This is a genomic window from Streptomyces sp. NPDC020747 (genome assembly GCF_044334695.1).
Lineage (GTDB): Bacteria > Actinomycetota > Actinomycetes > Streptomycetales > Streptomycetaceae > Streptomyces.
In genome coordinates this window covers 133,764-156,176 of sequence record NZ_JBIRTJ010000010.1, presented here as the reverse complement: position 1 = coordinate 156,176, position 22,413 = coordinate 133,764, and the positions used below count along the sequence as shown (strand labels likewise).

Below are 22,413 nucleotides of genomic sequence, written 5' to 3'. Positions count from 1 at the left end.
GTCCACGACGTGAACCAGAGAGCGGTGCATACGCAATGCGGAGTTTCCTCAAGCCGACTGCCGGGCTCGTCTGTCTGGCGGCCCTGACCTGCGCCGGATGCTCCTCGGAACCGGACTCGGAGTCGTCGTCATCGTCGTCATCGCGGCCGTCGGCGGCGGGGGCGGGGGCGGCCTCTGAGTCGCCATCGGCCTCGGCCCCGGCGGAGTCGGCCGCCACCACGTACGCCCCGTACGTCAGCGCCACCACCGCCTCCGGGAACGACTCGGCCGGCTCCCCGGCCACGTACAACCTGGCCTTCGTCATCGCGGGCGGCAGCGGCTGCACGCCGAAGTGGAACGGCACGACGGCCATCGGCGACTCGGCGGTCAAGTCCCGTATATCGGCGCTCACGGAGTCCGGCGGCGCCGTGCGCGTCTCCTTCGGCGGCGCCTCCGGCAAGGAGCTCGCCTCGACCTGCGACAGCGCCTCCGAACTGGCCGCCGCCTACGGGGCGGCGCTCGACGCCGCCGGGGCGACGGAGGCCGACTTCGACATCGAGGGGAAGCAGTTGACCGACTCCGACTCGGTCGCGCTGCGCTCCGAGGCGATCGCCCTGCTCCAGAAGGAGCGCTCCGACCTGGCGGTCACCTTCACCCTGCCCGTGATGCCGTCCGGGCTCGACAACGACAGCCTGGCGCTGCTGGAGTCCGCCAACGACAACGGCGTCCAGGTCTCCACGGTCAACATCATGACCATGAACTACGGCAGTTCGTACGACGAGGACATGGGCGACTACGCCGAGACATCGGCCCAGGCCGCCCACGATCAACTGGAGGACGTATTCGGGCTGTCGGACGCCGGGGCCTGGAAGGGGCTCGCCCTCACCTCGATGATCGGCGTCAACGACGTGGACAACGAGACGTTCTCCCTGTCCGACGCGGCGCAGGTTCGCTCGTTCGCGGAGGAGAAGGGGGTCGCGTGGGTGTCGATGTGGTCGACGTTCCGGGACCAGCCGTGTAAGGACAATTCCTCTGCGGATGACGCGGCCACTGATTGCAGCGGAGTTGACCAGCAGGCCGGGGATTTCGCGGAGGCGTTCACCGGGTGAGTACGGTCATATTTCGGCTGCGGGTGGATGGGGTTGCTCGCGCGCCGCGGCGGACCCTCACCCGAAAACCGCCCAACCAGCGGAGCTACCGGCGCCTGTGCACAAGGCGCCCCGCGCACACGGTCGCCACGCACACCCCGTCCTCGTCGAAGACCGCGAGGTCCGCCCGGCCCCCGGCCGCGATCTCCGCGGGACGGACCTGGGACAGCACGACCACGTCGTTACGCCCGGCCGCCGCCCTCAGCGCGGCCGTGTCGGCGTACTCCTCCAGCACCCCCACCGCCCCCAACTTGAGCACGGCATGGATCCGCTCGCGCGGTGTCGGGGCATCCGGAAGCGGCCCCCGGTGGACGAGGGCGGGCCCGAGAACGCCGGGCCACCGCCGCACACGCGCACCCGGGAAGCGCTCCTGAAGGCCGGCGAGCGCCCCCGTCGCGGCGACCCGGTCGCCCTCCACTGCGACGGCCCCGTCCTTGATGGTCTGGTGCACCGGATCGGGGTCGTCCCAGGCGTACCGCAGCTCGTCCGCGACGTGAATCGTCAGCACAGCAAAGCCAGTTGAAGCACTGGTCGGGACACCGGCCGGGGCACTAGTTGGAGGCGAGGAGCTTGAGCTCCGGGTGGGCCGTACCGCCCTCGATCGCCGTCGAGGAGATGTGGGACTGGACCCGCTCGTCGACCGGGTCGTTCGCCGGGTCGTCGTGGACGACGAGGTGCTCGTACGTCGTGGCCCGCTGGGCCGGGACGCGCCCCGCCTTGCGGATCAGGTCGATGATCTCCATACGGTTGGAGCGGTGCTTGGCGCCGGCGGACGACACCACGTTCTCCTCCAGCATGATCGAGCCGAGGTCGTCGGCGCCGTAGTGCAGCGACAGCTGGCCGACCTCCTTGCCCGTCGTCAGCCAACTGCCCTGGATGTGGGCGATGTTGTCCATGAAGAGCCGCGCGATGGCGATCATCCGCAGGTACTCGAAGAGCGTGGCCTGCGTACGGCCCTTGAGGTGGTTGTTCTCGGGCTGGTACGTGTACGGGATGAAGGCCCGGAAGCCACCCGTCCGGTCCTGTACGTCACGGATCATCCGCAGGTGCTCGATGCGCTCGGCGTTGGTCTCGCCGGTACCCATGAGCATGGTGGACGTGGACTCGACACCCAGGTTGTGCGCGGCCTCCATGATCTCCAGCCAGCGCTCGCCGCTCTCCTTGAGCGGGGCGATGGCCTTGCGGGGCCGCGCGGGCAGCAGCTCGGCACCGGCACCGGCGAAGGAGTCGAGCCCGGCGGCGTGGATGCGCCGGATCGCCTCCTCGGCGCTCACCTTGGAGATACGGGCCATGTGCTCGACCTCGCTCGCCCCCAGGCTGTGGATGACGAGCTGCGGATAGGCGGCCTTGATCGCGGCGAAGTGCTCCTCGTAGTACTCGACGCCGAAGTCCGGGTGGTGTCCGCCCTGGAACATGATCTGCGTGCCGCCGAGCTCGACGGTCTCCGCGCAGCGGCGCAGGATGTCGTCCAGATCCCGCGTCCAGCCCTTGGCGGTGTCCTTCGGCGGCGCGTAGAAGGCGCAGAACTTGCACGCCGTGACGCAGACGTTCGTGTAGTTGATGTTGCGCTCGATGATGTACGTCGCGATGTGCTCCGTACCGGCGTACCGACGGCGGCGTACGGCGTCGGCGGCGGACCCCAGCGCGTGCAGCGGGGCGTCACGGTAGAGGTCGAGCGCCTCTTCCGGGGTGATCCGCCCACCCTCGGCGGCACGGTCGAGGACGGACTGAAGGTCGGCCTTCTCGGTCACCGGAGCGGTCCCTTTCATAGGGGTGTGGACGGACTGATCCAGCGTACGCCAGGACATGTGATCACCCGACGTCAGGCCGTACGAGCACTCCACGTCAGGCCGTGCGAGCACTCGACGTCAGGCCGTACGAGCACTCGACGTCAGGCCGCGTACGCCCCGATGAGCAGGCCCACGAAGGCGCCCGCGATCAGGAAGGGGCCGAAGGGCATGGAGGTCTTGCGGCCGGCCCTGCGGACGACGACGAGCCCCAGCCCGTACAGCCCGCCGAACAGGAACCCGGCGAAGGTGCCGAGCATCAGGGCTCCCCAGCCGTACCAGCCGAGGGCGGCGCCGAGACCGAGCGCCAGCTTCACGTCACCGAAGCCCATGCCGTTGGGGTTGATGAGGAAGAGGACGAAGTAGCCGCCGCCGAGGGCGAGGGACCCGTACAGCGCGGTCAGCCAGTCCCCGGCGTTCTCGGGCGCGACGGCTGCTCCCGCGAGCAGGACCAATGCGGCCCCCGCGAGCGACAGCGTCAGCACGTCCGGCAGCCGCTGCACGGTGAAGTCCACGACGGCGAGCAGCACACCGAGGGGCGCGATCAACAGCCAGACGCCCAGCTCGGGCCGGGTCCCGGTCGCCACGGCCAGCGCCCCGCAGACGAGCGCGGTGGCGAGGGCGACGAGGGGGGTGCTGGGACCGTACGTCCGCCGCCCCACGCACTCCCGACAACGGGCCAGGCCGACCCAGCCACCGATGAGGTGCCCTCCGGGACACCGCGTCCGCCAGGGCTCGTCGGGGGCGACGGAGAAGCGGTGGGCGGGGCGGGGGACGAGCAGACCGGCGGCGCCGCCCCAGAGGGCGGCGCCGACGATCATCAACAGGTCGATCGACTGGAGGCCGCTCATCCCACGGCGGCCACGCCGCTGCGCCAGGTCGGCAGCAGCTCGTCCAGCAGGGCCTCGGTCCGGGGCGGCAGGCCGCGTGCCCCGGAGCGTGAGACCAGATCCGCGGCGAGACTCTTCAGACGGTCACTGTCGCCGGTCGCGTGCGTGGCGCGCAGCAACTCGTTCCACAGCCGCTCGTCGCCCGGCGCGGAGCCGAGCGCCGCGTTCAGCGCCTCGATCGCCTTCTCCGCCCGGCCCTTCTCCAGGTGGAACGCGGACAGGGCAAGCCCGATGTCCGCGACGAGCAGGGGCAGTTGGGCGTCGATGATCTCGTGGGTCAGCCACCCGTACCGCCCCGCGGGCCGCTCGGCGAGCAACGGCCCCCGCACCAGCACGAGCGCGTCGGTCAGCAGACGCCCGCGCACGGCACGGCTGTCGGCGCCCCGCCCCTGCGTGGCCTCGTGGTACAGCGACCGCAGCACGTCCAGGTCGGACACGACGGACTTGGCGAGCTTGAGCCGCCCGGTCGAGTCGGTGCCGAGCCTCGGCGTACCGTCCGGGTCGTTGCCGAGCCAGGCGCGCAGCCGCTCGACGAGCGCGTCCCGTACGTCGTCCGTGACACCGCGCGGCCAGAGCGCGGAGGACAGCACCCGCGGGTGCACACCCTCGCGGTGCAGAAGCAGCAGCGCCAACGCCTCGTGCAGCAGCGGGCTGCGCTCACCGTCCGGCGTTTCGAGGCCGATGATCTCGTACGGGCCGACGAGCCGCGCGTACACCGCGGGACGCCCCTGCTCGCTGATGTCGACGAGGAACGGCGGGGTGGTGGTCGGGCGGTCGTCGTCGCGCTCGGGGTCGGCGTCGGTGAACAGCTCGACGACGGCCCGCTGCTGGGACACCGGCAGGAGCTGCGCGTCGAGTTCGAGGCCGAGGAGCGGCGCGAGGAGCTTGCCCTCGCTGGTGATCTCCATCTCCCAGGCGGCACCGGGCAGATCGCCCGACTGCGTGCCGACGAGGTATCCGATGCCCAACCGGCTCGCGTCGGCGGCCAGTTCGGCGAGCGTGACGGCGTCCTCGGCGGACGGCTCGGCGGCGAGCAGTACGAGGTGCGGGGCCCAACGGGTGTGCTGGGCAGGCCCCGTACGCCCGGTCAGCACGGAGTCGTGACCGGCGGCACCCAGTGCGCCGCGCCGCTGCCGCGTCTCCGCCTCCATGGTCTCCACGAGCGCCTCGATGTCGTCGAGGTGGCGGAGCCGGTTGGGCGCGAGGGGCGTCAGGTCCTCCCCGAAGCCGACGAGGGTGATCGTCATGCGGTCGGACCAGCCGTTCGTCGCCAACTCGGCGGCCACGGAGGCGAAGACGCCCGCCCGGTCCTGCTCGCGGCCGCTCAGCGAGACGATGCCGGGCACGGCCTCCAGGTTGAGGAGGAGCCGCGAGTCGTCCATCGTGCCGAGGCTGACGAGGCCGGGGTAGGGGGCGGCCGTGTCGACGTCCTCGTACCGCTCGGCGTCCGCCCTCGCGAGCATCCAGAACGTCTGGTCCTGCCCGAGCTGCCAGGGCGCCGGCGGCTTTCCGGCGGGCTGGGCGAGCTGGAGGTGCAGGTCGCCGTTGCCGCTCATCCAGGCCGCGTAGACGGTCGGCAGCGGCCGGGACTCCCCCGCGAGCGACGCGGCGAGCCCGCGCAGGGAGAGGTCGAGAAGGCGTACGCCCTCGGGGTCGGCCCCCACCAGCAGCGCGTCCTGCGCGTCGGCGGCGGCGCCGGTGGGCGTCGGCGGTTCCATGCCGCGCCGCCCGCCGACGGCACCGAGGGCGGACTGCCACAGGGCCTGACGGCGGCGCCTGCCGAGGGCGCCGAGGAGACCGGCGGCGAGAAGGGGCGCGCCGAGCAGTGCCTGCGGCAGCCCGAACCCACCGTCTTCACCGGCGGCGGGGGCGGCGTGCTCCTGGCCCTGCCGCCCGTCCTGACCCTGCTGGTGTCCCTGGTCGGGGGCGGGCCGCTGCTCGGGAAGGCTGATGTGGGCGGTGTCGCGGTCGAGGGACCCGGAGCCGCCGCCCTGCTGGCCGCCTGCGCCCTGGGCACCGCCGGTCCGGGCGTAGTCGGAGATCTGCTGCTGTACGTCTTCGGAGACCTTCGGGGCCTCGTCGGGCATCTCCACGAGCTCGCCGCCACGGGCGTCGCCGGGCATCTCCATGATCCAGCCGGGCCGGATGAGGCTGGCCTCGGAGAGCTTCGAACCGTCGGGCTGCGTACGGTCCTTGTTGAGCTGGTAGATCTCCTTGTACCGCCGCCCGTCGCCGAGGTGGCGCTCCGCGACCTCCCAGAGGGAGTCGTGGTGCCGGCCCTCGGGGGGCTGGATCCGGTAGAACTTCGTGTCGTCGTCGGAGGCGTGGGCGCCGGTCCCGCTCTCGGCGTGCGCGGCGGCGGAGGCCGCCTGCTCGGCCAGGGCGGCCGCCGTCGAGGCCGCCTGCTCCTGCTGCTGGCCGAGGAGCCCGCCCGGCGTCTGCTGCGCGGCCGCGGCGGCAGGCCGCTGGTTCCCGTCCAGCTGCTGCCCGAGCTGCGACAGCCCCGGCGTGAAGCTCGCCGCCGTCGCACCGACGAGCAGCAGCGCCGCGACGAGCTGCCGCGCGAGCAACTGGCTCGGGCCGGCGCCGGGCACGCGGTTCGGCAGCCCGACACCCGACAGGGCGGCCTTCACCTCGACGAGCACACACGCGGTGAACTGGGCCCAGGCGAACCAGACGACGACGGTCAGCGTGTTGATGAACGTATCGACGCTGATCTCTTTCTGGAGCCAGTCCAGACCCGGCGAACCGCTCGGCAGCGGCCACCCGATCTGCGAGGCCAGCGCCCCGGGCACCCCGATCAGCAGCAAGAGCAGGGCCACGAAGGCGACAAACGCCTTCAGAAAGTCCCCGAACGTACGGCGCCGCCGAGGCAGGGGCTGCGGCGTCCGATTCCTCGGACCCGGCGAGCTTCCCGTCGAGTTGGAAGTGGTACGTCGCGCCATGGCGGGTGTCCTGATGTCGTGTGTGGAGGGAGGGAGAGCAGGGGGTGTGCTGAGCCTACTTAGATCTTATTGAGGGTGTCGAAGGGCTGGGAGAGGAGGAGTCCTTGAGCCCGACCGATTCCTCACGGCCCGCCCCCTATGCCCGCGATATCCAACCAGCCCTCTGCCCTTCCCTGCCTGGGCTCCGGGCACTTCGCAACTGTCACGTCACAGATCTCACGATCCCCACACAATCCCCCACTGCCGCCCCGAGACCCTCTACTCCCCCCTGATAGCTTCGTTCTCTGTTGCACACATGCCTTAAAACAGGGGGAGTACACCCGTGGCCCGCCGCACCGTGACCACCGCTGCCGCGCTCGCCGCCACCGCGGCAATTCTGCTGACCGCCTGTGGCGGCGGAGACGACTCGTCCTCGGACGGCATCAAGGGGGCCGACAAGGGGTCGAGCAGTCCGTCGGCCTCGGCGTCCGCGACAGCGAGTGGCAGTCCGGACATCAGCGTCCCGGACGATCTGGATCTGGTCTTCGACTTCGATCAGCCGTCCGACGCCAAGCACGCGGCGGCGCTCACCGACGCGCAGAACTACCTCCGGGCGTTGAACCACGGACTCGCCGAGCAGGCCCCGGACGATCCGGCGTACCAGTACTACTCGGCCGGTCAGGCCACGCAGTACGCGAAGCAGCAGATCCAGACCTGGGTGAAGGGGGGCTGGACCCCCACCGGGACGGACAAGTTCTACGACGAGGACGTCAACACGCTGAGCGACGGCAAGGGCGTCCTCGTGCGCTTCTGCGAGAACCAGGCCAAGTACTACGGCAAGGAAATCAAGACCGGGAAGACCTTGTACACCAAGGAAAGCCTGAAGAGCTACCTGAAGTACAGCGTGCTCATGCTCCCGCCGTCCGGATCCTCGAAGGTCTGGAAGGCGTCGATCATCGAGGTCGTGGGCAAGGCCAAGGAGTGCAAGGCATGAGGACGGCGAATCCCTCACGCCTCCTGGTCCCGATAGCCGCTGTCGCCGTAGCTCTGTGGAGCGGCGGCATCGCGCACGCCGACGCCCCGTCGGACAAGGAAACCCAACCGTCGGGCCCCGCCGGGAAAGTCGACGACAGGTCGCTGTCCGCCTCCGTCTCCCGTATCAAGGTCACCCAGGTCAGTGGCCCCACCGGCGGTAAGCGCGGCCGTATCTCGTCGACGGATGTGAACTGGACGCCGCCGCCGTGCTGGTACGAGCCCGTTCTCACGCCGGAGCAGCTCAAGGCGCTCGCGGAGACGAACGGCCTGGGATATGTCGGCCCCCACACGTCCTGGGGCGGCGAGAAGCTGTGGACGGATCACTACCGGGACGGCAAGGACGCCTACAACTACAAGGACGGCTCCCTCAACCCCGCCAAGGGCTACGACAACTACAACATCGGCAAGGACGGCTACTTCTGGCGAGGCGTCGCCCCCGACACCGCCGACCCGGAGTCGTGGGACTGCGAACGCGTCATGTTCTGGCAGGACGCCGGTGAGGTCCCCGCCGTGCCGAACGCCCCCACCGCGGAGACTCTCGCCAAGTACGCCTACGACAAGGTCGAGGTCCCCGACACCGAGATCGAGCTGAAGCCGGCGACCAAGTCCACCGTCAACCTGCCCACTTGGATGTGGCTCGACAAGGGGACCTTCCAGGAGGTCAAGGTCCGCGCCGAGCTGCCCAACACCAACCTCTGGGCGGAGACGACGGCGAAGCCGGTCGCCCTGCACCTGGAACCGGGCACGGAGGACGCGGAGACCTACCCCGCGAGCGGTGACTGCGAGATCAACGAAGACGGTTCGATCGGCACCCCGTACGTGAAGGGCGAGTCCGACGGAACTCCGCCCTGCGGCATCAACTATCTGCGTGCCTCCAGCGGCAAGCCGTACGAGCTCAGCGCCTCCGTCACCTGGCAGATCACCTGGGAAGGCACTGGCGGCGCGGGCGGCGACCTGCCCGACGGCACCTTCGAGACCACCCAGGACATGAACGTCCAGGAGATCCAGTCGATCAACCGCTGACGCGCGACCGCGCCTTCGCGTCAGTCGTTCCCTTCACCGAGACCCACAACAGAAGAAGAGACGCGCACACCATGGCATCCCTCCACCCGGCACGCGCCACACGCACGACCGGTATCGCTCTGCTGATGCTCGGTCTGACCTCCACCGTCGCTCTCACCGCGTGTGGCGGCGGCACCACGGACGACGACGGGAAGGCCGACGCGAAAGCCTCGGCCTCCGCCGCCCCCAAGGGCGCCGTGACCCGCGAGCAGGCGGCGAAGATCGTCGACAACTACACGACTGTCAACGGCAAGGCGAACAAGACACGGAACGCCAAGCTGCTGTCGACGGTCGAGGGCGGCCAGGTCCACGAGCAGAGCAAGGCCGACTACAAGACCTTCAGCACCTGGACGAAGGCGGACCGGAGCGACTACGAGAAGCCCTTCACCTACCAGGACCGTACGTACTACATCCCCGCCGGTGAGGACTGGTTCGCCGTCAAGGCCACCGCCAGTGGATCGAAGACCCCCGCCCTCCTGGTCTTCGGCAAGGAGGGCGGGGCCTGGAAGCTGACGTCGGCGGTCTACTCCGAGGCGCCGATCCCGACGATCGACACCGGCAACCACGGTCTCGCCACCGCCGTAGCCCCCTCCACCCGGGTCGGAGCCCTCGCCCCGAACGACGTGAGCGCGGCGTTCGAGGACCTGTACGAGACCGGTGGGAAGAAGGCCGGCGCCGGGATCTCCCACACCACGGACCCGGCCAAGGACGCCCTCAAGCTCTACAAGGGGCGCGAAACATTCGATCTGGCCAAGTGGGCGACCAAGAAGTACTTCGCCAAGGACCCGGCGCACGGGACGACTTACGCGCTGCGGCTGGCCGACGGCGGGGTGCTCGCGGTCGTCCCGACCGCCCACACCCAGGAAACGCTGCTCAAGCAGCAGTACATGGGCAGCTTCGAGATCAACCCGAACAAGCAGGAGTCCGTCTACAACCCGGCCAAGCGCGCCCTCGTCACCGACACCTTCCAGGGCATGACGCTCGCCACCCTGCCGAAGTCGGGCAAGCCCTCGGTGATCGCGTACGAGTACCGGATGACGAACTCGAAGTAGACGACGCGAAGTAAAGTCACCACTTGCGCAGACGGCAAGAGCCGCATGAACCACACGAAGAAACTCTTCGAGTCCTGCAAGGACGACATCGGCGACGGTGGTGTCTACGACAAGCCCAGATGTCCGAGGCGGTCGTCCGTGAGTTCAAGAAGCTGGACGACGACCTGGCGAAGCAGGTCTCCGAGGGCGTGAAGTCCGAGGACAAGGGCGGCGGCGAGTAGCGGACGGCCCCGAGGAAAGGCGTTCCCTCGGGGCCGTCTCGCCTCGCCCTCGCCTCAGCGGTTGACCGACTGGATCTCCTGCACCGTCACGTCCTGCGTCGCGCCGAACGTGCCGTCGGGGAGAGCCCCGCCCTCCCCGTTCGTGCTCGTCCAGGTGATTTTCCAGGTGACGGTGGCCTTGAGTTCGTACGCGTCGTCCGTGCCCGAGGAACGCAGGTACGTCACCCCGCACGGCGGCGTCCGGTCCGCCTTGCCCTTGGCGTAGGGCTCGCCGATGCTGCCGTCGTCGTTGATCGTGCAGTCGCCGTTCGCCGGATACGTCTCGGCGTCCGCCGTGCCCGGTTCGATGTGCAGCGACACCGGCTCTGCGCTCGTGGTCGCGGACAGGCCCGTACCCGGGAGGCTCGCCGTGACGGAGATCTTCCGGAACTTGGCCCTGTCCAGCCAGATCCAGGTGGGCAGGTTCACGGTCGACTTCCCATCGGGGGCCGACTTGAACTCCGTGTCGGGTACGGGGAGTTCGTCGTACGCGTACTCGGCGAGGATGCGCGGGGACACGGCGAGGGGCTCCTCCGGAGTCTCCCCGTTGTCCACCCAGAACGGCAGCTTGTCGCAGGACGTGGCCTCCGGGTCGTCCTTGCGGTTCGGATTCACCGCCGCCGCCCAGAACATGCCCTCGCCCTGCTTGTCGAGGTTGTAGTCCTTGTACGGTTCGCCGTCCTTGTAGTACGAGTCGAACACCCCGCCGACCAGGTCCCCGATCCCGAGCACGTCGACCTTCCGCCACGCCTTGACGGTGGACTCGATCTCCTTCGGCGAGAACGCCGGCTCGTACCAGCATGCGGGTGGCGTCCAGTTACTGTCCGCCGACGACAGATTCCCGGTCTTGGCAGACCGGGAATCACCGTCGACGGTCGTCTGGACCCGAGTCTGCACGCTGATGGTGCGACCGTTCCGTTTGCCGCTGGCGTCCTTGCTGGTGCCGTTGGTGTTGGTTCGATCGGCCCACGCCGTGGGAGCGGCCTGGGCCGTGAGGAGCAGGGCCACGGCCGTGCCCAGGGCTGCGGTCCGGGTCGAGCGGTTCACGGCTGGCACACCTCGCTGCCTCGCTTCGAGATGCTCTTGGTGGTCTGCCACACACCCTGGTCGCTCTTCCGCAGCCGGTCGTTGTAGAGGACATACGAGTCTTTGGACGCCTTGGTGACGTTGGTCTTCTGCGTCTTGACGTCCTTGGTGTAACCCTTCGACTCGTCGGAGCAGTACGTGAGTCCCGCCGAACCGTCCTCGCTGAACGTGACCTTGCGGTCGAAGAAGCGGACCGTCCCGGTCACCGTGGTGCCGTCCTTGACGAAGCCAGCGATCCAGTCGACCGAACCGAGGTAGGCGGAGTCCTTGCTGTAGAAGGCCACCGCCTTGGACTTGGGGTCCTGGTCGCCGATCGCCTCGTCGATGGCACGCAAGTACTCGGCGTTGTCCCTCATCACCGCGTCCGCCTTGGCCTCACCGCTCTCCTCAGGGGTGAAGACCAGTTCGTCGCCCTCCGGCAGTTCGACCGTCGGTCGGTCGATCCCGTCGTCCGACGGAGATGTCGAGGGTGAGGCCGATCTCGACGTGTCCGTGCCCGCCCCCGCGATCTTGTCCTCATCCTTGGACCCGGACCCGCCACCGCACGCCGTCAGCAACAGCGCGATCGCGGTCGCCAGGAAGGCCGCGGCGACGGTCGTAGGACGTTTGGACATAGGGAGAATACCTCCAGAAACAGGGGGAATTGTTACGCTATTCGGCGCACCGGTGCGTACGAGGGATGCGCGGATGACGTGCGGCTGGGCCATCTCAGCCGACCTCGTTCTCGGCGACAGCCCGCCCCCGCACCACCACATCCCCGCCGTAGAACATCCCCGTGAAGACCGGCGAGTACGTGAGCTGGACCTCCACCTCGACCTCGTCGGCGTTGGCGGCGACGCAGTGGGTGGCGGCGATGTCCGCGCCGGTCATGCCCATTTCCTGGGCGAAGGCCTTGACCCGGGCGCCGCAGTTCTCGAAGAGGATGGGGGCGGCGCCGCCCTCGTTCTCGTACAGGGCCTCGCGGTCGATGTCCTGGGCCGCGTACCGGGCGGCCTGTTCGGCGATGTCGGCGGCGCGTTCCCGCTTGGAGATCGACAGGCCGCCGTCGATGACGAAGGCCGACAGGGACAGGAACACGAGGGCGAAGATGATGACCGCTCCGGCGCCGGAGCCCCGGTCGTCGAGCCGCGAACGGCGGGCGCGGGCCCAGTCGCGTACGGCGGGCGGGATGTTCACGCGGCCCTCCGCAGGGGGTCGATCGGCGAACTGAAGCTCGCGGTCAGCGTCGTGGGGACGTCGAGGCCGAGCATCGCCAGGCCGCGCACCTCGCAGCTCACCTCGACCGTGAAGATGGTGTCCGGCTCGAAGCCGGCGCTGGTCTGGTTGACCGTCACGGGACCCGAGCAGACGTCTCCGAGGTCCGCGGCGGCCGCCTTGCGGGCCTCGGACACGGCGATGGCGTGGTTCTTCTGGATCGAGCCGGCCCGGGCCGCGTCCCGCGCGGCGCCGTCGATCGCACCGCGCCCGTCCACGAGTTGCCCGAAGGCCACGAGGACCAGGATGAAGAGGATCATCACCGGGGCCAGGATGACCACTTCGATGGTGGACAGCCCCCGGTCGCGGGCACCCGCGGCGGCACGAGCCCGCTGACGTACGAAACCCGGTACGGAGTGCCTTACAAAGCCCGGCACGAAGTCCCGTACGGCCGAACGCACTTCGGCAGGAAGCACCCGCATCAGTTGCCCTCCTCCTGCACGAACCGCTCCACCGGTCCCGAGGACTGCGCGTGCACCGTGAGGTCCAGCCCGGGGAACACCGACGGCACCTTCGCCGTGATCTCCACGCCCACCGTGTTCTGCTCCGGCTGGAGCATCTCCACGGTCGGGGAGAGCACCAACTGCGGCCCCAGCTGCGCGATGTAGCTGTCGACGACGTCCCGTGCCTCGCCCCGCCACGCGCCCGGCTGTTCGTCGGCCGTCGCGCGGGCCTTGCGGGCGCCGGCCTGGGCCGCCGCCTGGGCCACGTGGTCGGCGAAGAAGTACAGCGCGAACTGCACGGTGGCGAAGATCATGAAGAAGAGCACGGGCGTGAGCAGCACGAACTCGATCGCGGTCATGCCGGAGTCGCCGCGGGCGGAGGCGGCCTCCACCCGGCGGCGTACCCAGCGTCGTACGCTCACCAGTTACCCCGTATGAGAGATATGAGAGAGAAGAGAGTCGGGTCGGAAGCGGATCAGCAGGTGCTGCCCGCGTCCGCGCCCTTGATGCAGTCGCCGACCTTGTTGGCGCCGTCGCTCAGCGCGGCGTTGATGATCGCGGCGACCACGCCGACGATCGCCACGACGACCGCCGAGATGATGACCCACTCCACCGCGGACGCACCACGGTCGAGCTCGCCGGAGCGGGCGCGCTGCACCCGGCTCTGGAGGAAGGTGATCAGGAAGTCCACCCCCGGGATCCCGGTGCTGAAGTTCCGTCCGTTCATGGTGAGTTGTCCTCTCAAGACAGTTCTCGAGTCATTGCAGAGCAGTTCGGGGATGCAGTTGTTCGGGGATGCGGTTGTCGGTGCCGGAGTCAGACCTGGAACACGCGCATCGCCGCCGGGAAGATCAGGAAGACCAGGAAGCCCGCGCAGAGCAACAGCTGCGCGACGAGCATCGACTGCGACTTCTCACCCGCGCTGCCCTCGATCTCGGCAAGTTCGCGGTGCCGCATCGTCTCGGCGCGGGAGGCGAGCGACTCGCGCACCTTCGCGCCGTCGTCCGCGACCAGCGCCAACGACGCCGACAGGTCCTTGAGTTCCTCGACCCCCAGGTCCTCTCCCAGCGAACCGAGCGCCTGCCACTGGCTGATGCCGGTGATCCGGGCGTCCGCGAGCGCGTTACGGATGCGCTGCGTGGCCCAGCCGTCGGAGACCTCGGCGGCGGCCATCAGGGCCTCCGGGAGACCCCGGCCGCCCGCCAGGCTCATCGACACGAGGTCCAGATACGCGCCGATCACGCGCCGCAGGTCACGCCGCTTCTCCGCCGCGTCCCTGCGTACTTCCAGGTCCGGCAGGAAGAAGAAGATGGTCGCGAACATCAGCGCGAGCCAGACCGGGATGACGGGGCTGCTGCCGAAGCCGAGCGTCCAGACCACGGCGAACATGAACGGGCCGAAGAACAGCCCGGCCGCCGCCAGCAACACCTTCGTCGAGAGGAAGTTCTCCCAACTCCGGTCCAGCACGGCCAGGTCGGCCCGCAGCGAGCGCAGCTCCCAGCCCTGCTGCAGGTAGAACTCGGAGACGCGCGCGCCGACTCCGGCCCGTACGCTCCCGATCCGCCCCGCGTCGGCGGTGCGGTGCGAGGACTCGTACGCCGCTCCCCGCGCCCGCATCGCGTCGATGCGGGCGACCTGCGAGACCGCGCTGCGCTTGGACGGCATCAGGGCGCGTACGAGGGCGTAGACGCCCAGGCCCAGGACGGCACCGACCACGACGGGCATGGTCAGGGACGAGTTCATCGGCGTACCCCCTCTTCCGGCAGCGACTGGGGCTGGGACGGCGTGGGCGACGAGGTACGGGGACGGACGAACTGGACGGACGCCTCGTCCCGTACCAGGAAGCGTTCCGGTGTCTCGATGGTCGACAGCTTGCGCAGCCACAGGAAGCCCATGGCGAACAGGCCGCAGACACAGGCGAGTACGAGCTGGCCGACCGCCGTGCCGTACGGCTCGACGAACTCGCGGTTGAAGATCGACAGGCCGAGGACGAAGGCGACCGAGACGGCGACGACGATCTGTACGGAGCGCCGGGTCGAGGCGCGCTGCGCCATGACCCGCTGCCGCATGTCGACCTCTTCGCGCGCCGACTTGGCGAGCGCGCCCAGGACCTGCCGCAGACCCGGGCCGCGCAGCCGCGCGTTGAGGATCAGTGCGGCCACGATGATGTCGGCGGACGCGTCGTTGATCTCGTCCGCGAGCTGCTGGAGGGCTTCCGGCAGCGGCGTACGGGAGCGGAGGCGGTCGACGAGGGCGTCGAGGTGCGGGCGCAGGACCGGTGCCGCGGCGCGCGCGGAGGCGGGGATGGCCTGTTCGAGGCCGACCGCGCCCGCGATGGTGTCGCGCAGCGACTCGGTCCAGGAGGCGAGGGCCTCCACGCGGCGCATGGCGGACTTCTCCTCGGAGGCGCCGCCGAAGAGCTTGTCCCAGAAGAAGACGAGGACGGCGGTCGCGATTCCGGCGACGGCCCACCGCGTGAGCAGCAGGACGACGATGCCGGCGCCGGCCGCGATCGAACCGCGCTGGCCGGCGAACCGTACGAGCTCGGAGGCCCGTTCGCTCGCCTTCTGCTTCTCGTGCTCGGGCTTGGCGGGCAGTCCGCGGACCGCTACGGCCAGCAGCGCGAGGCCGCCGCCGACGGCGATGCCGCAGCCGAGCGCGTACAGGACCGTCGTGGAGAACAGCCCGCCCATGGAGCCGAGTCCGTCGAGGTTCATGGTCAGCTCACCCCCAGTTCCCGCCGCCGGGCAGGCGATAGCCGTGCTGGATCAGGTCTTCGAGGCAGGCGAGGGGCGCGTGCGGCACGATCCGGCCGTCCGCCGCCTCGGCGAACACCTCGCTGGACAGGACGCGTCCGTCGACGCCGTTGACCTCGCGGATGGAGGTGACCATGCGCTGGAGTCGGCCGCCCGTCTGGTAGTTGTTGCGCCGCTGGACGAAGACGACGAAGTTCACCGCGCCCGCGACGAGCATCTGGCTGGCCTCGATGGGCAGCCGCTCGGTCGCCTGGAGCGCGTACGTGGAAATACGGTTGAAGACCTCGCTGGAGCTGTTGGCGTGGATCGTGGACAGCGAGCCGTCGTTGCCCTGCGACATCGCGTTCAGCATGGTCACGATCTCGTCGCCGAGGACCTCACCGACGATGACGCGCGAGGGGTTCATACGCAGCGACCGCCGGACCAGTTCCGCCATCGAAATGGTGCCCTGGCCCTCGGAGTTGGGCAGCCGCTCCTCGAACGCCACGACGTTCGGGTGCAGATCGGCGAACTGGTCGAGGCCGAGCTCCAGGGCGCGCTCGACGGTGATGAGACGCTCGTGCGGCGGGATCTCGTTGGCGAGGGCGCGAAGGAGCGTCGTCTTACCGGCGTTGGTCGCGCCCGCGATCATGATGTTCTTGCGCGCCCGGACGGCACAGGCGAGGAAGTGCCCGATGTCGGGGGTGAGCGTGCCGTTCCCGACGAGGTCGGACATGAAGACCTTGCCCATGCGCGCGCGACGGATGGACAGGGCGGGCCTGCGCGTCACGTCCATGACGGCGGAGAGCCGGGATCCGTCCGGCAACCGCAGGTCGAGCTGCGGGTTCGCGGAGTCGAAGGGCCGGGAGGAGAGACCGGAGTACGCGCCGAGGATCTGGATGAGCTCGATGAGCTCCTCGTCGGTCTCCGCGACGGGATCGCCCTTGGTCTCCTCGCCGTTGGCGTAGCCGACGAAGACCTGGTCGTACCCGTTGATGTCGATGTTCTCGACCTCGGGGTTGTCGAGCAGCGGCTGCAGACGCCCCACCCCGAAGAGCGCGGCGTGCACGGCGGCCGCGTACTGCTCCTCGGTCTCCGCGTCCAGCGGCGTACGCCCGGAGTTGATCTCCGTACGGGCGTACTCCTCCAGTATCTGGGCTATCACCGCGCGGGCGTAGTGCCGCTCGTCCTCGTTGGACATCGGTGTGACGCCGGAGACCTGGTCGAGCCGGCGCTGTTCGGCGATGCGGTCGCCGGCCTCCTGCCGGAACCGCTTGACCAGCTGGTGGTCGACCGCTGTCATCGGCCGGCTCCGGCGGTGGCCTGACCGTTCGGACCGCCGGCCGCCGGTACGGCCCAGGCCGCGCCGAACTGCTGGTAGAGGTCCGAGGTCACCTTGCGCGCCGAGCGGATGAGCAGCGACTTGTCGAGCCGTCCGCGCTTGCGGCCGGCCAACTGGTCGGCGCCCGCCGGGTCTTCGGCGATCGTGCCGACAACCCGGGCGCCGGTCTGCGCGGCCACCAGCATGTCGTTGACCTGGTGGACGAGCTTGCCGGACTCGCTCGGGTCGGTGATGAGGACGACCCCGATGAGGGGCGTGCCGAGCGCGGCGGCACCCCGTGCTCCGCCGTGCAGCTTGGCGCTGAGGGCGGTGGCCCGGTCGCGTACGCGCGCGATGGCCTCCGGCTCGGTGCGGGAGATGAGGAGTACGAGGGCCGCCTGCGAGAACATCTCGACGGCCGGGGTGTCACCGCTGATCCGTCCGCAGTCCGCGATGACGTCGGCGGGCGCGTGCGGGGAGTCGGCGAGCTGCGCGAAGGCCCGGCCCAGCGTGGGCCACAGCCCCGCGAGCCCGGCCGCCTGCTCGGCGTTCCCGAGCCCGACGAGCACTTCGAGCCCACCACTCAACGGCTGTACGTGGTCCCAGAGTTGATCCGGTACGAGGCCACGGCGGGCGGTGGCGGCGATGGACAGCATGCCGGTGTTCGGGTTCAGCGGCCCGCCGTGCGCGGCGGCACTGCGGTACACGAGGTCGCCGCCGGCCGGGTCGGTCTCGGCGAGCAGCACCCTGCGGGGCCAGACGGCGGCGAGGGCGACGGCCGCCGTGGTGACGCCGGGGGAACCTTTGTCGGCGGCTAGGGCGATGAGGGCCATGGTGTGTGTGACTCTCTTGCCGCTAGTTGCCGGGGATGAGGACGAGGGCGACCTGGTTCGCGGCGGCGGCACGGGCCAGCGCGGCGGCATCACTCTCGTCGACGGTTACCGTGATGCGCTTGTTGGTGCTGCTGATGGTGCTGTCGCCCTTGTCGTCCGGCACCTTGGCGACACGGGCGTTGTCGACGATCGGCGTACCGCCGGTGCCCGCGGAACCGGAGGAGCCGGTGCCCGTCTCGTCGTCCGAGTTCGAGGAGTTGGTGTCGCCGACCTGGTAGGCGGCCACAAGGTCGCCCGCCTGGATGCCCTCGGGGTACTGGCCCTCCTTGAGGGAGAGACCGACGACGGCCTTGCCCGCCGGGACGCTTGCCTCCGTGCCGAACATCTCGCCGATGACGAGGGTGCCCTTGTAGATCGTGGACTTGGCCTTGAGCTTCTCCAGGGTCTTGTGCTGGGACCACCTGACGTAGTTGATCCCCGCGTCGTCCGCGACCAGTACCGACTCCACGTGGTCGCCGACGGACTCACCGGCCTGGATGTCGCTGGTCACCTTCACGACCTCGATACGGTCACCGGCGCGCAGCACCAGCATGGTCGCCCCGAGCGCACCCACGAGGATCAGCAGGACCGCGAGCGCGGCCAGCGCGGGTTTGCGCTCGCGAGGCGGCGAGGGAAGGCGCTCCCCCATCGTCGGCTGAACCGGCGCAGCGGAACGGTTGTTGCCCGCCCCCGTACGCTCTTGGATCTTCACGCAACCGCTCCCCGTACACCCAAGAAGGTCTCGTCATTCAGGACACTTGGAACACTTCGGCCGCACCGGGCGTACCGCCCGACCTGGTCGAATAGCCATGGCCGGAATGAGTGTCAAGTCATCGCACCGTATCAGCAGCGCATAAGCCCCTCAAGGCACACCCGAAGCCGCGAAGCCCACACGCCTCGACGTTGTCCACGCGCAACGTGGGGGGTTCGGTTCCCGGTTGGGAACGGGCCTGCCCAGACTCCTTCCGCTGTGCATCCGCGAATCGATCGCGGTCACCCTGACGTGCGTTTCGTTACCCAGCGTCCACTATGCCTGCACGACATGCTCACGGGTTGGCGCGGAGGCGTGCCATGATCTTCAGCCGCAGGGATGACGCCGGTACCTGTGCCGGATGCCAGGGCAACAGGCCTGGACCGAGCGGTCGCAACGGCCCGGCACCATCCACGCCATGCTCACCGATGAGCCCCGGCCGGGCCCGAACAGCGCCCGGCACCGTCCTCACCTCACACACCTCCCCCACTTTCCCCCTCCCCTCCAGCAATTGAGGAGCCCGTCCCCCCATGAAGCGAACCGTCCTGGCCGCCTCCGCGCTCTCCGCCGCCGTAATCACAGGCCTGACCGCATGCGGAGGTTCCGGCTCGGACACCGACGCGGCCGCCGACAAGCCGAAGGCCACGGCTTCTCAGGCCAAGGAGGTGAGCCCGGCGGAGCGCCTGGCGAAACTCATGGTCACCAAGGCCGAGAGCGGCTACACCGTCAAGGAGCCCTCCGACGGCGACGCCCTGGCCGCGAGTCAGGAGGACATGGACGTCGACAAAGCCGTCTGCACCCCGCTGGCGTACGCGATGAACGAGCTCCCCATCGGCTCCCCGCAGGCCACGCTCACACACGTCGCCACCAGGTCGGGCGCCATGTTCACCTACATCACGCTCTCCACCTACGCGGACGGCGCAGCGGAGTCCGCCATGAAGGACCTCGCCAAGGCGGCCGACTCCTGCGGCAGCGGCTACACCGCGACGTCGGACAGGGGATCCTCGCCGTACAACTCGGTCACGGTGGAGACCGCCCCCTCGGGCAGCGACGAGTCCCTCGCCACCGCTGCCACCTTCGAGTTCAAGGGCTTCACCCAGAGACTCCGCACCCAGACCTTCCGCTTCGGCGACACCATCGTCAACTACTTCACGCTGGACAGTGGGGCGTTCCTGCAGTCCCGCCCCGGTGAGGCCAAGATCCCGGCCGACCTCGTCAAGGCCCAGAACGCGAAGCTCGGTTGATCTGCGCGTCGGCCCCGAGAACCTTCCGGTACTCGGGGCCGGTGCCATATTCAGGCGTTGTCTGCCCGGCTGCCCCCGAATGTCGGGGCCCGGCTCAGATGACCTGGTCCAACAGGGAAGGGCGGTTCTTGCGCCGCCGTACATGCCCGCGCCAGCCGGCCAGCAGTGCCATGCCCGTCCATCCGATGACACCCATGACAAGGCCGCCGAGCCGACCGTCCGGATCGACTTCGGCGGCGTCCTCCAGCGGGACGTCTCCTTCCGGGTCGTAGACCACCTCGATGCGGTCGCCCACCCGGTAGTCGGGGTGGCTTCCCCGGTACTCCAGGGTCTCGTCGAGCTCACCGTCCTTGCCGAGAAGGGTGTACCGGTGGTTCTTGCCCCCTGTGGTGTCAGCCGAGTCCTTGGTGATCACGACGGTCTCGTGGACCCCACGGCGATCCAGTGCGGCCTCGGGGGCGTACTGGACCGAGCCCACGAGGACGAACAGCGCCGGTCCGGCGGAGAGCACGGCGAGCCACCATGCGCGGTGGAGCAAAGCCAGAGTGATCAAGAAGACAAGGCACAGGACGACACCGCTCGCGATCGGGATGAAGTCCATGCCCAACGCGGCATAAGCGACACCGGTGTTGACTGCGGCGATCGCCCAGCCAAGCAGCACCACCGCCAGAGCGGCCAGCGTCGACACCCGTCGGCTCACGGTCGTGGTCGTCGGGGTGTGGATGGCCGTTCCGCCGATACCTTCGCGGTCATTCGTGTCCGTGTTACGCATGTGAGGAGCGTAGAGCCGACATCGGACCCGCCCGAGAGCGCCAGTCCACAAGCGGGGTCGACCAGCCGTTCCTCATCTTCCCGGCCCATGAGGGCCGCCCCATGAGGGACGTTGCCGAGCACCCGACCTCAGGACTACCGGCGCTTGAGGCTCCGCTTCACCGTGTCGGTCTCGGACCGTCGCCGCTGCCCGGCGTGGAGGAGGGCCGAGCCGGTTACCAGAAAGAGTCCGGTCGTGATCCCGAGGGTGAGGGGATCGACGGTCCGATCGCCTGGAAGGGCCTCGATCCACGGATCAAGGGCGCCCAGCGGATCCTCGAACAGGATGACGTGCTGCCCCGGCTTGAACTGGCCATGGCAGTTCTGCTGTTCGGACAGGTCCTGCACAGTCCCCGACGTATCGACGACTCGGCAGACGGACAGCTCAGAGGTCCGCTTCACTCCCTGCCGTTCCCCGGTGTCGGCCACGACGGCGTGGACCCGCTCGCCGACCTGCTTCGCGTACAACTCGTACAGCCCGGGCCCCGCGAAGAAAGGCAGCGCCAGCGCGGCGACGGACGCGAGCGTCGCGGCACCTGCCCGGTGCCAGACACCGCCCGCGATGATGGCAGCGGCGGCGGCCGCACCTAGAGCGATGACGACCCCGACCCACATGCCGTAGGGGTACTGGCCGAGGAACCCGGCGACAACGCCCAGCACCGGGATCGCCAGGGCCCACTTCAGGCTGTTGAGCGTGCGACGTGAGGTAGGCGCCGCGCCATTTATCAGGCGCTCACCCTCCCCCTCCCCTTCCGTCTCCGCCTGCCCGGCCGACGGAACCTCGTACGTCCCCACGTTGGCCAACTCCCCATGAACGTACGCGCCGACCTACCGCCATGCTCGTCTGCACGGCACTCCCCGGCGAATTCCCGAACGCACACCCTAACGGTCCGACGCAACCGCGATCGGCGGCGGCCTTGCCGAGACGTTTGGAGAGTTTGGGCCACGGGCCGGGGGACAATCCGCGGCTCCGCCGTCCCAAACCGTCCAATCGCTGGCCTTGGGCGGGGGGCGACTCTTGGATTGGTTGAGTTGTCGGTCGCTGTCCTGGAGTCGGGTGCGTGGGGCGACCCGCGCGCCGCTCCCGGGTCCCGCTTCGAGGACACGAGCGCCTGGGCCGGGCGGCCCCCCTCCGTTTCACAGGTCAGCGTGCGCGATCGCTACGGCCGACGGTGAGTACTTCCACGGTCACCGTCTTCTCCTGGATCTCGTACATCACCCGGTAGTAGCCAAGGAGCATCCGGTAGCTGTCGCTGGCACCGAGGCGAGCGGCGTCGGTAGGGCGGAGTTCTCCGCCAGCTCGTACACCGCGGCCGTGATGAGCATGGCCGCGTCGGAGTGCCGTTCATTGATATACGGCCAGCTGATTGATGGCGCTACAGGACAGCGCATCCCCTTCGGCCAGGCGGTCTACGCTCACCGGTCCACCTTGGGCTGGTGCACGGCGGAACTGGCCTACCGGTCCGGGATGTCGACCATTGGCATCGAGCGCATCGAGGAAAGCGGAATCGATCCGGCTCTCGAACCCGTCGAGCATCTGGCCACCGCCCTCAACTCTGTGGCGCGGATCGCTCCAAACACTCGCTCTGAGTTCAGCTTCGAGGAGCCCACCACCTGAACGGGTGCTTCACGCACTGCGGCACCCTCGTCGCGCAAGCAACGCATGAATCCAGACAAACAACACCTTGCGCCCGGCCCCGAAGGGGCACGCAGTGTTCGGGGCCGACACATGTCCAGGCACAATCGGACCACAAGAACAT

23 protein-coding genes are annotated in these 22,413 nt (G+C 69.2%); 6 read left to right on the top strand and 17 right to left on the bottom strand.

What is annotated here, in order from left to right:
- Positions 1-35 precede the first annotated feature (35 nt).
- Positions 36-1,088, top strand: a complete 1,053-nt coding sequence (locus ACH4YP_RS25910; protein WP_398492792.1) for a chitinase — start codon at positions 36-38, stop codon at positions 1,086-1,088.
- Between the two features lie 85 nt (positions 1,089-1,173).
- Here the strand turns inward: ACH4YP_RS25910 and ACH4YP_RS25905 are convergent, their stop codons facing one another.
- From ACH4YP_RS25905 to ACH4YP_RS25890, 4 genes are all read right to left on the bottom strand, one after another.
- Positions 1,174-1,635 carry an imidazolonepropionase-like domain-containing protein gene (locus ACH4YP_RS25905; RefSeq protein ID WP_398492790.1) on the bottom strand — a complete coding sequence of 154 codons (462 nt, stop codon included), beginning with the start codon at positions 1,633-1,635 and terminating at the stop codon, positions 1,174-1,176.
- Between the two features lie 43 nt (positions 1,636-1,678).
- Positions 1,679-2,878, bottom strand: coding sequence for a cyclic dehypoxanthinyl futalosine synthase (gene mqnC / locus ACH4YP_RS25900; RefSeq protein ID WP_361054965.1), 1,200 nt, complete (start codon positions 2,876-2,878; stop codon positions 1,679-1,681).
- 140 nt (positions 2,879-3,018) lie between these two features.
- Entirely contained in the window at positions 3,019-3,765 is a 747-nt protein-coding gene (locus tag ACH4YP_RS25895) for an A24 family peptidase (protein WP_361054962.1), read from the bottom strand.
- A complete protein-coding gene (locus tag ACH4YP_RS25890) occupies positions 3,762-6,749 on the bottom strand; it encodes a BTAD domain-containing putative transcriptional regulator (RefSeq protein ID WP_398492787.1) in 2,988 nt (995 codons plus the stop codon). The genes ACH4YP_RS25895 and ACH4YP_RS25890 overlap by 4 nt, the downstream gene beginning before the upstream one ends.
- Positions 6,750-7,071: 322 nt before the next feature.
- Between ACH4YP_RS25890 and ACH4YP_RS25885 the strand changes: the two genes are divergently transcribed.
- The 3 genes from ACH4YP_RS25885 (at position 7,072) to ACH4YP_RS25875 (ending at position 9,877) form a co-directional block, all read left to right on the top strand.
- Positions 7,072-7,722, top strand: a complete 651-nt coding sequence (locus tag ACH4YP_RS25885) for a hypothetical protein (protein ID WP_398492785.1) — start codon at positions 7,072-7,074, stop codon at positions 7,720-7,722.
- Positions 7,719-8,786, top strand: coding sequence for a hypothetical protein (locus ACH4YP_RS25880; RefSeq protein WP_398492783.1), 1,068 nt, complete (start codon positions 7,719-7,721; stop codon positions 8,784-8,786). The genes ACH4YP_RS25885 and ACH4YP_RS25880 overlap by 4 nt, the downstream gene beginning before the upstream one ends.
- Positions 8,787-8,857: 71 nt before the next feature.
- Positions 8,858-9,877, top strand: coding sequence for a hypothetical protein (locus ACH4YP_RS25875; protein WP_398492781.1), 1,020 nt, complete (start codon positions 8,858-8,860; stop codon positions 9,875-9,877).
- A gap of 275 nt (positions 9,878-10,152) precedes the next feature.
- Here ACH4YP_RS25875 and ACH4YP_RS25870 read toward each other — a convergent pair whose 3' ends face one another.
- The 11 genes from ACH4YP_RS25870 to ACH4YP_RS25820 form a co-directional block, all read right to left on the bottom strand.
- Positions 10,153-11,184: a hypothetical protein gene (locus ACH4YP_RS25870; RefSeq protein ID WP_398492779.1), complete on the bottom strand. Its 1,032-nt coding sequence runs from the start codon at positions 11,182-11,184 to the stop codon at positions 10,153-10,155.
- Positions 11,181-11,837: a hypothetical protein gene (locus ACH4YP_RS25865; RefSeq protein WP_398492777.1), complete on the bottom strand. Its 657-nt coding sequence runs from the start codon at positions 11,835-11,837 to the stop codon at positions 11,181-11,183. Before ACH4YP_RS25865 ends, ACH4YP_RS25870 begins: the two co-directional genes overlap by 4 nt.
- 94 nt (positions 11,838-11,931) lie before the next feature.
- Positions 11,932-12,399 carry a TadE/TadG family type IV pilus assembly protein gene (locus ACH4YP_RS25860; protein WP_398492775.1) on the bottom strand — a complete coding sequence of 156 codons (468 nt, stop codon included), beginning with the start codon at positions 12,397-12,399 and terminating at the stop codon, positions 11,932-11,934.
- Positions 12,396-12,899 carry a TadE/TadG family type IV pilus assembly protein gene (locus tag ACH4YP_RS25855; protein WP_398492773.1) on the bottom strand — a complete coding sequence of 168 codons (504 nt, stop codon included), beginning with the start codon at positions 12,897-12,899 and terminating at the stop codon, positions 12,396-12,398. Before ACH4YP_RS25855 ends, ACH4YP_RS25860 begins: the two co-directional genes overlap by 4 nt.
- On the bottom strand, positions 12,899-13,279 hold the full coding sequence (locus tag ACH4YP_RS25850; protein WP_361055045.1) for a TadE family protein: 381 nt from the start codon (positions 13,277-13,279) through the stop codon (positions 12,899-12,901). Before ACH4YP_RS25850 ends, ACH4YP_RS25855 begins: the two co-directional genes overlap by 1 nt.
- Before the next feature lie 116 nt (positions 13,280-13,395).
- Complete coding sequence (locus ACH4YP_RS25845; protein WP_398492771.1) at positions 13,396-13,647, bottom strand: hypothetical protein; 252 nt, start codon at positions 13,645-13,647, stop codon at positions 13,396-13,398.
- An 89-nt stretch (positions 13,648-13,736) separates the two neighbouring features.
- On the bottom strand, positions 13,737-14,663 hold the full coding sequence (locus ACH4YP_RS25840) for a type II secretion system F family protein (RefSeq protein ID WP_361054936.1): 927 nt from the start codon (positions 14,661-14,663) through the stop codon (positions 13,737-13,739).
- On the bottom strand, positions 14,660-15,613 hold the full coding sequence (locus ACH4YP_RS25835; protein ID WP_361055043.1) for a type II secretion system F family protein: 954 nt from the start codon (positions 15,611-15,613) through the stop codon (positions 14,660-14,662). Before ACH4YP_RS25835 ends, ACH4YP_RS25840 begins: the two co-directional genes overlap by 4 nt.
- A 31-nt stretch (positions 15,614-15,644) precedes the next feature.
- The gene (locus tag ACH4YP_RS25830; RefSeq protein WP_055610897.1) at positions 15,645-16,958 is read right to left on the bottom strand and encodes a CpaF family protein; all 1,314 of its coding nucleotides are present in this window, start codon (positions 16,956-16,958) and stop codon (positions 15,645-15,647) included.
- A complete protein-coding gene (locus tag ACH4YP_RS25825; RefSeq protein ID WP_398492769.1) occupies positions 16,955-17,809 on the bottom strand; it encodes a hypothetical protein in 855 nt (284 codons plus the stop codon). The genes ACH4YP_RS25830 and ACH4YP_RS25825 overlap by 4 nt, the downstream gene beginning before the upstream one ends.
- 22 nt (positions 17,810-17,831) lie before the next feature.
- A complete protein-coding gene (locus ACH4YP_RS25820; protein ID WP_398492767.1) occupies positions 17,832-18,560 on the bottom strand; it encodes a hypothetical protein in 729 nt (242 codons plus the stop codon).
- A 569-nt stretch (positions 18,561-19,129) separates the two neighbouring features.
- Between ACH4YP_RS25820 and ACH4YP_RS25815 the strand changes: the two genes are divergently transcribed.
- Positions 19,130-19,843: a hypothetical protein gene (locus tag ACH4YP_RS25815; protein ID WP_398492766.1), complete on the top strand. Its 714-nt coding sequence runs from the start codon at positions 19,130-19,132 to the stop codon at positions 19,841-19,843.
- Between the two features lie 94 nt (positions 19,844-19,937).
- Here the strand turns inward: ACH4YP_RS25815 and ACH4YP_RS25810 are convergent, their stop codons facing one another.
- Together ACH4YP_RS25810 and ACH4YP_RS25805 are read right to left on the bottom strand one after the other, a co-directional pair.
- Positions 19,938-20,615: a hypothetical protein gene (locus ACH4YP_RS25810; protein WP_398492764.1), complete on the bottom strand. Its 678-nt coding sequence runs from the start codon at positions 20,613-20,615 to the stop codon at positions 19,938-19,940.
- A gap of 134 nt (positions 20,616-20,749) precedes the next feature.
- Complete coding sequence (locus ACH4YP_RS25805; RefSeq protein WP_398492763.1) at positions 20,750-21,448, bottom strand: hypothetical protein; 699 nt, start codon at positions 21,446-21,448, stop codon at positions 20,750-20,752.
- 520 nt (positions 21,449-21,968) lie between these two features.
- On the opposite strand from ACH4YP_RS25805, the gene ACH4YP_RS25800 reads away from it, so the two are divergent.
- Entirely contained in the window at positions 21,969-22,271 is a 303-nt protein-coding gene (locus ACH4YP_RS25800; RefSeq protein WP_398492761.1) for a hypothetical protein, read from the top strand.
- The last annotated feature ends 142 nt before the right edge of the window (positions 22,272-22,413 follow it).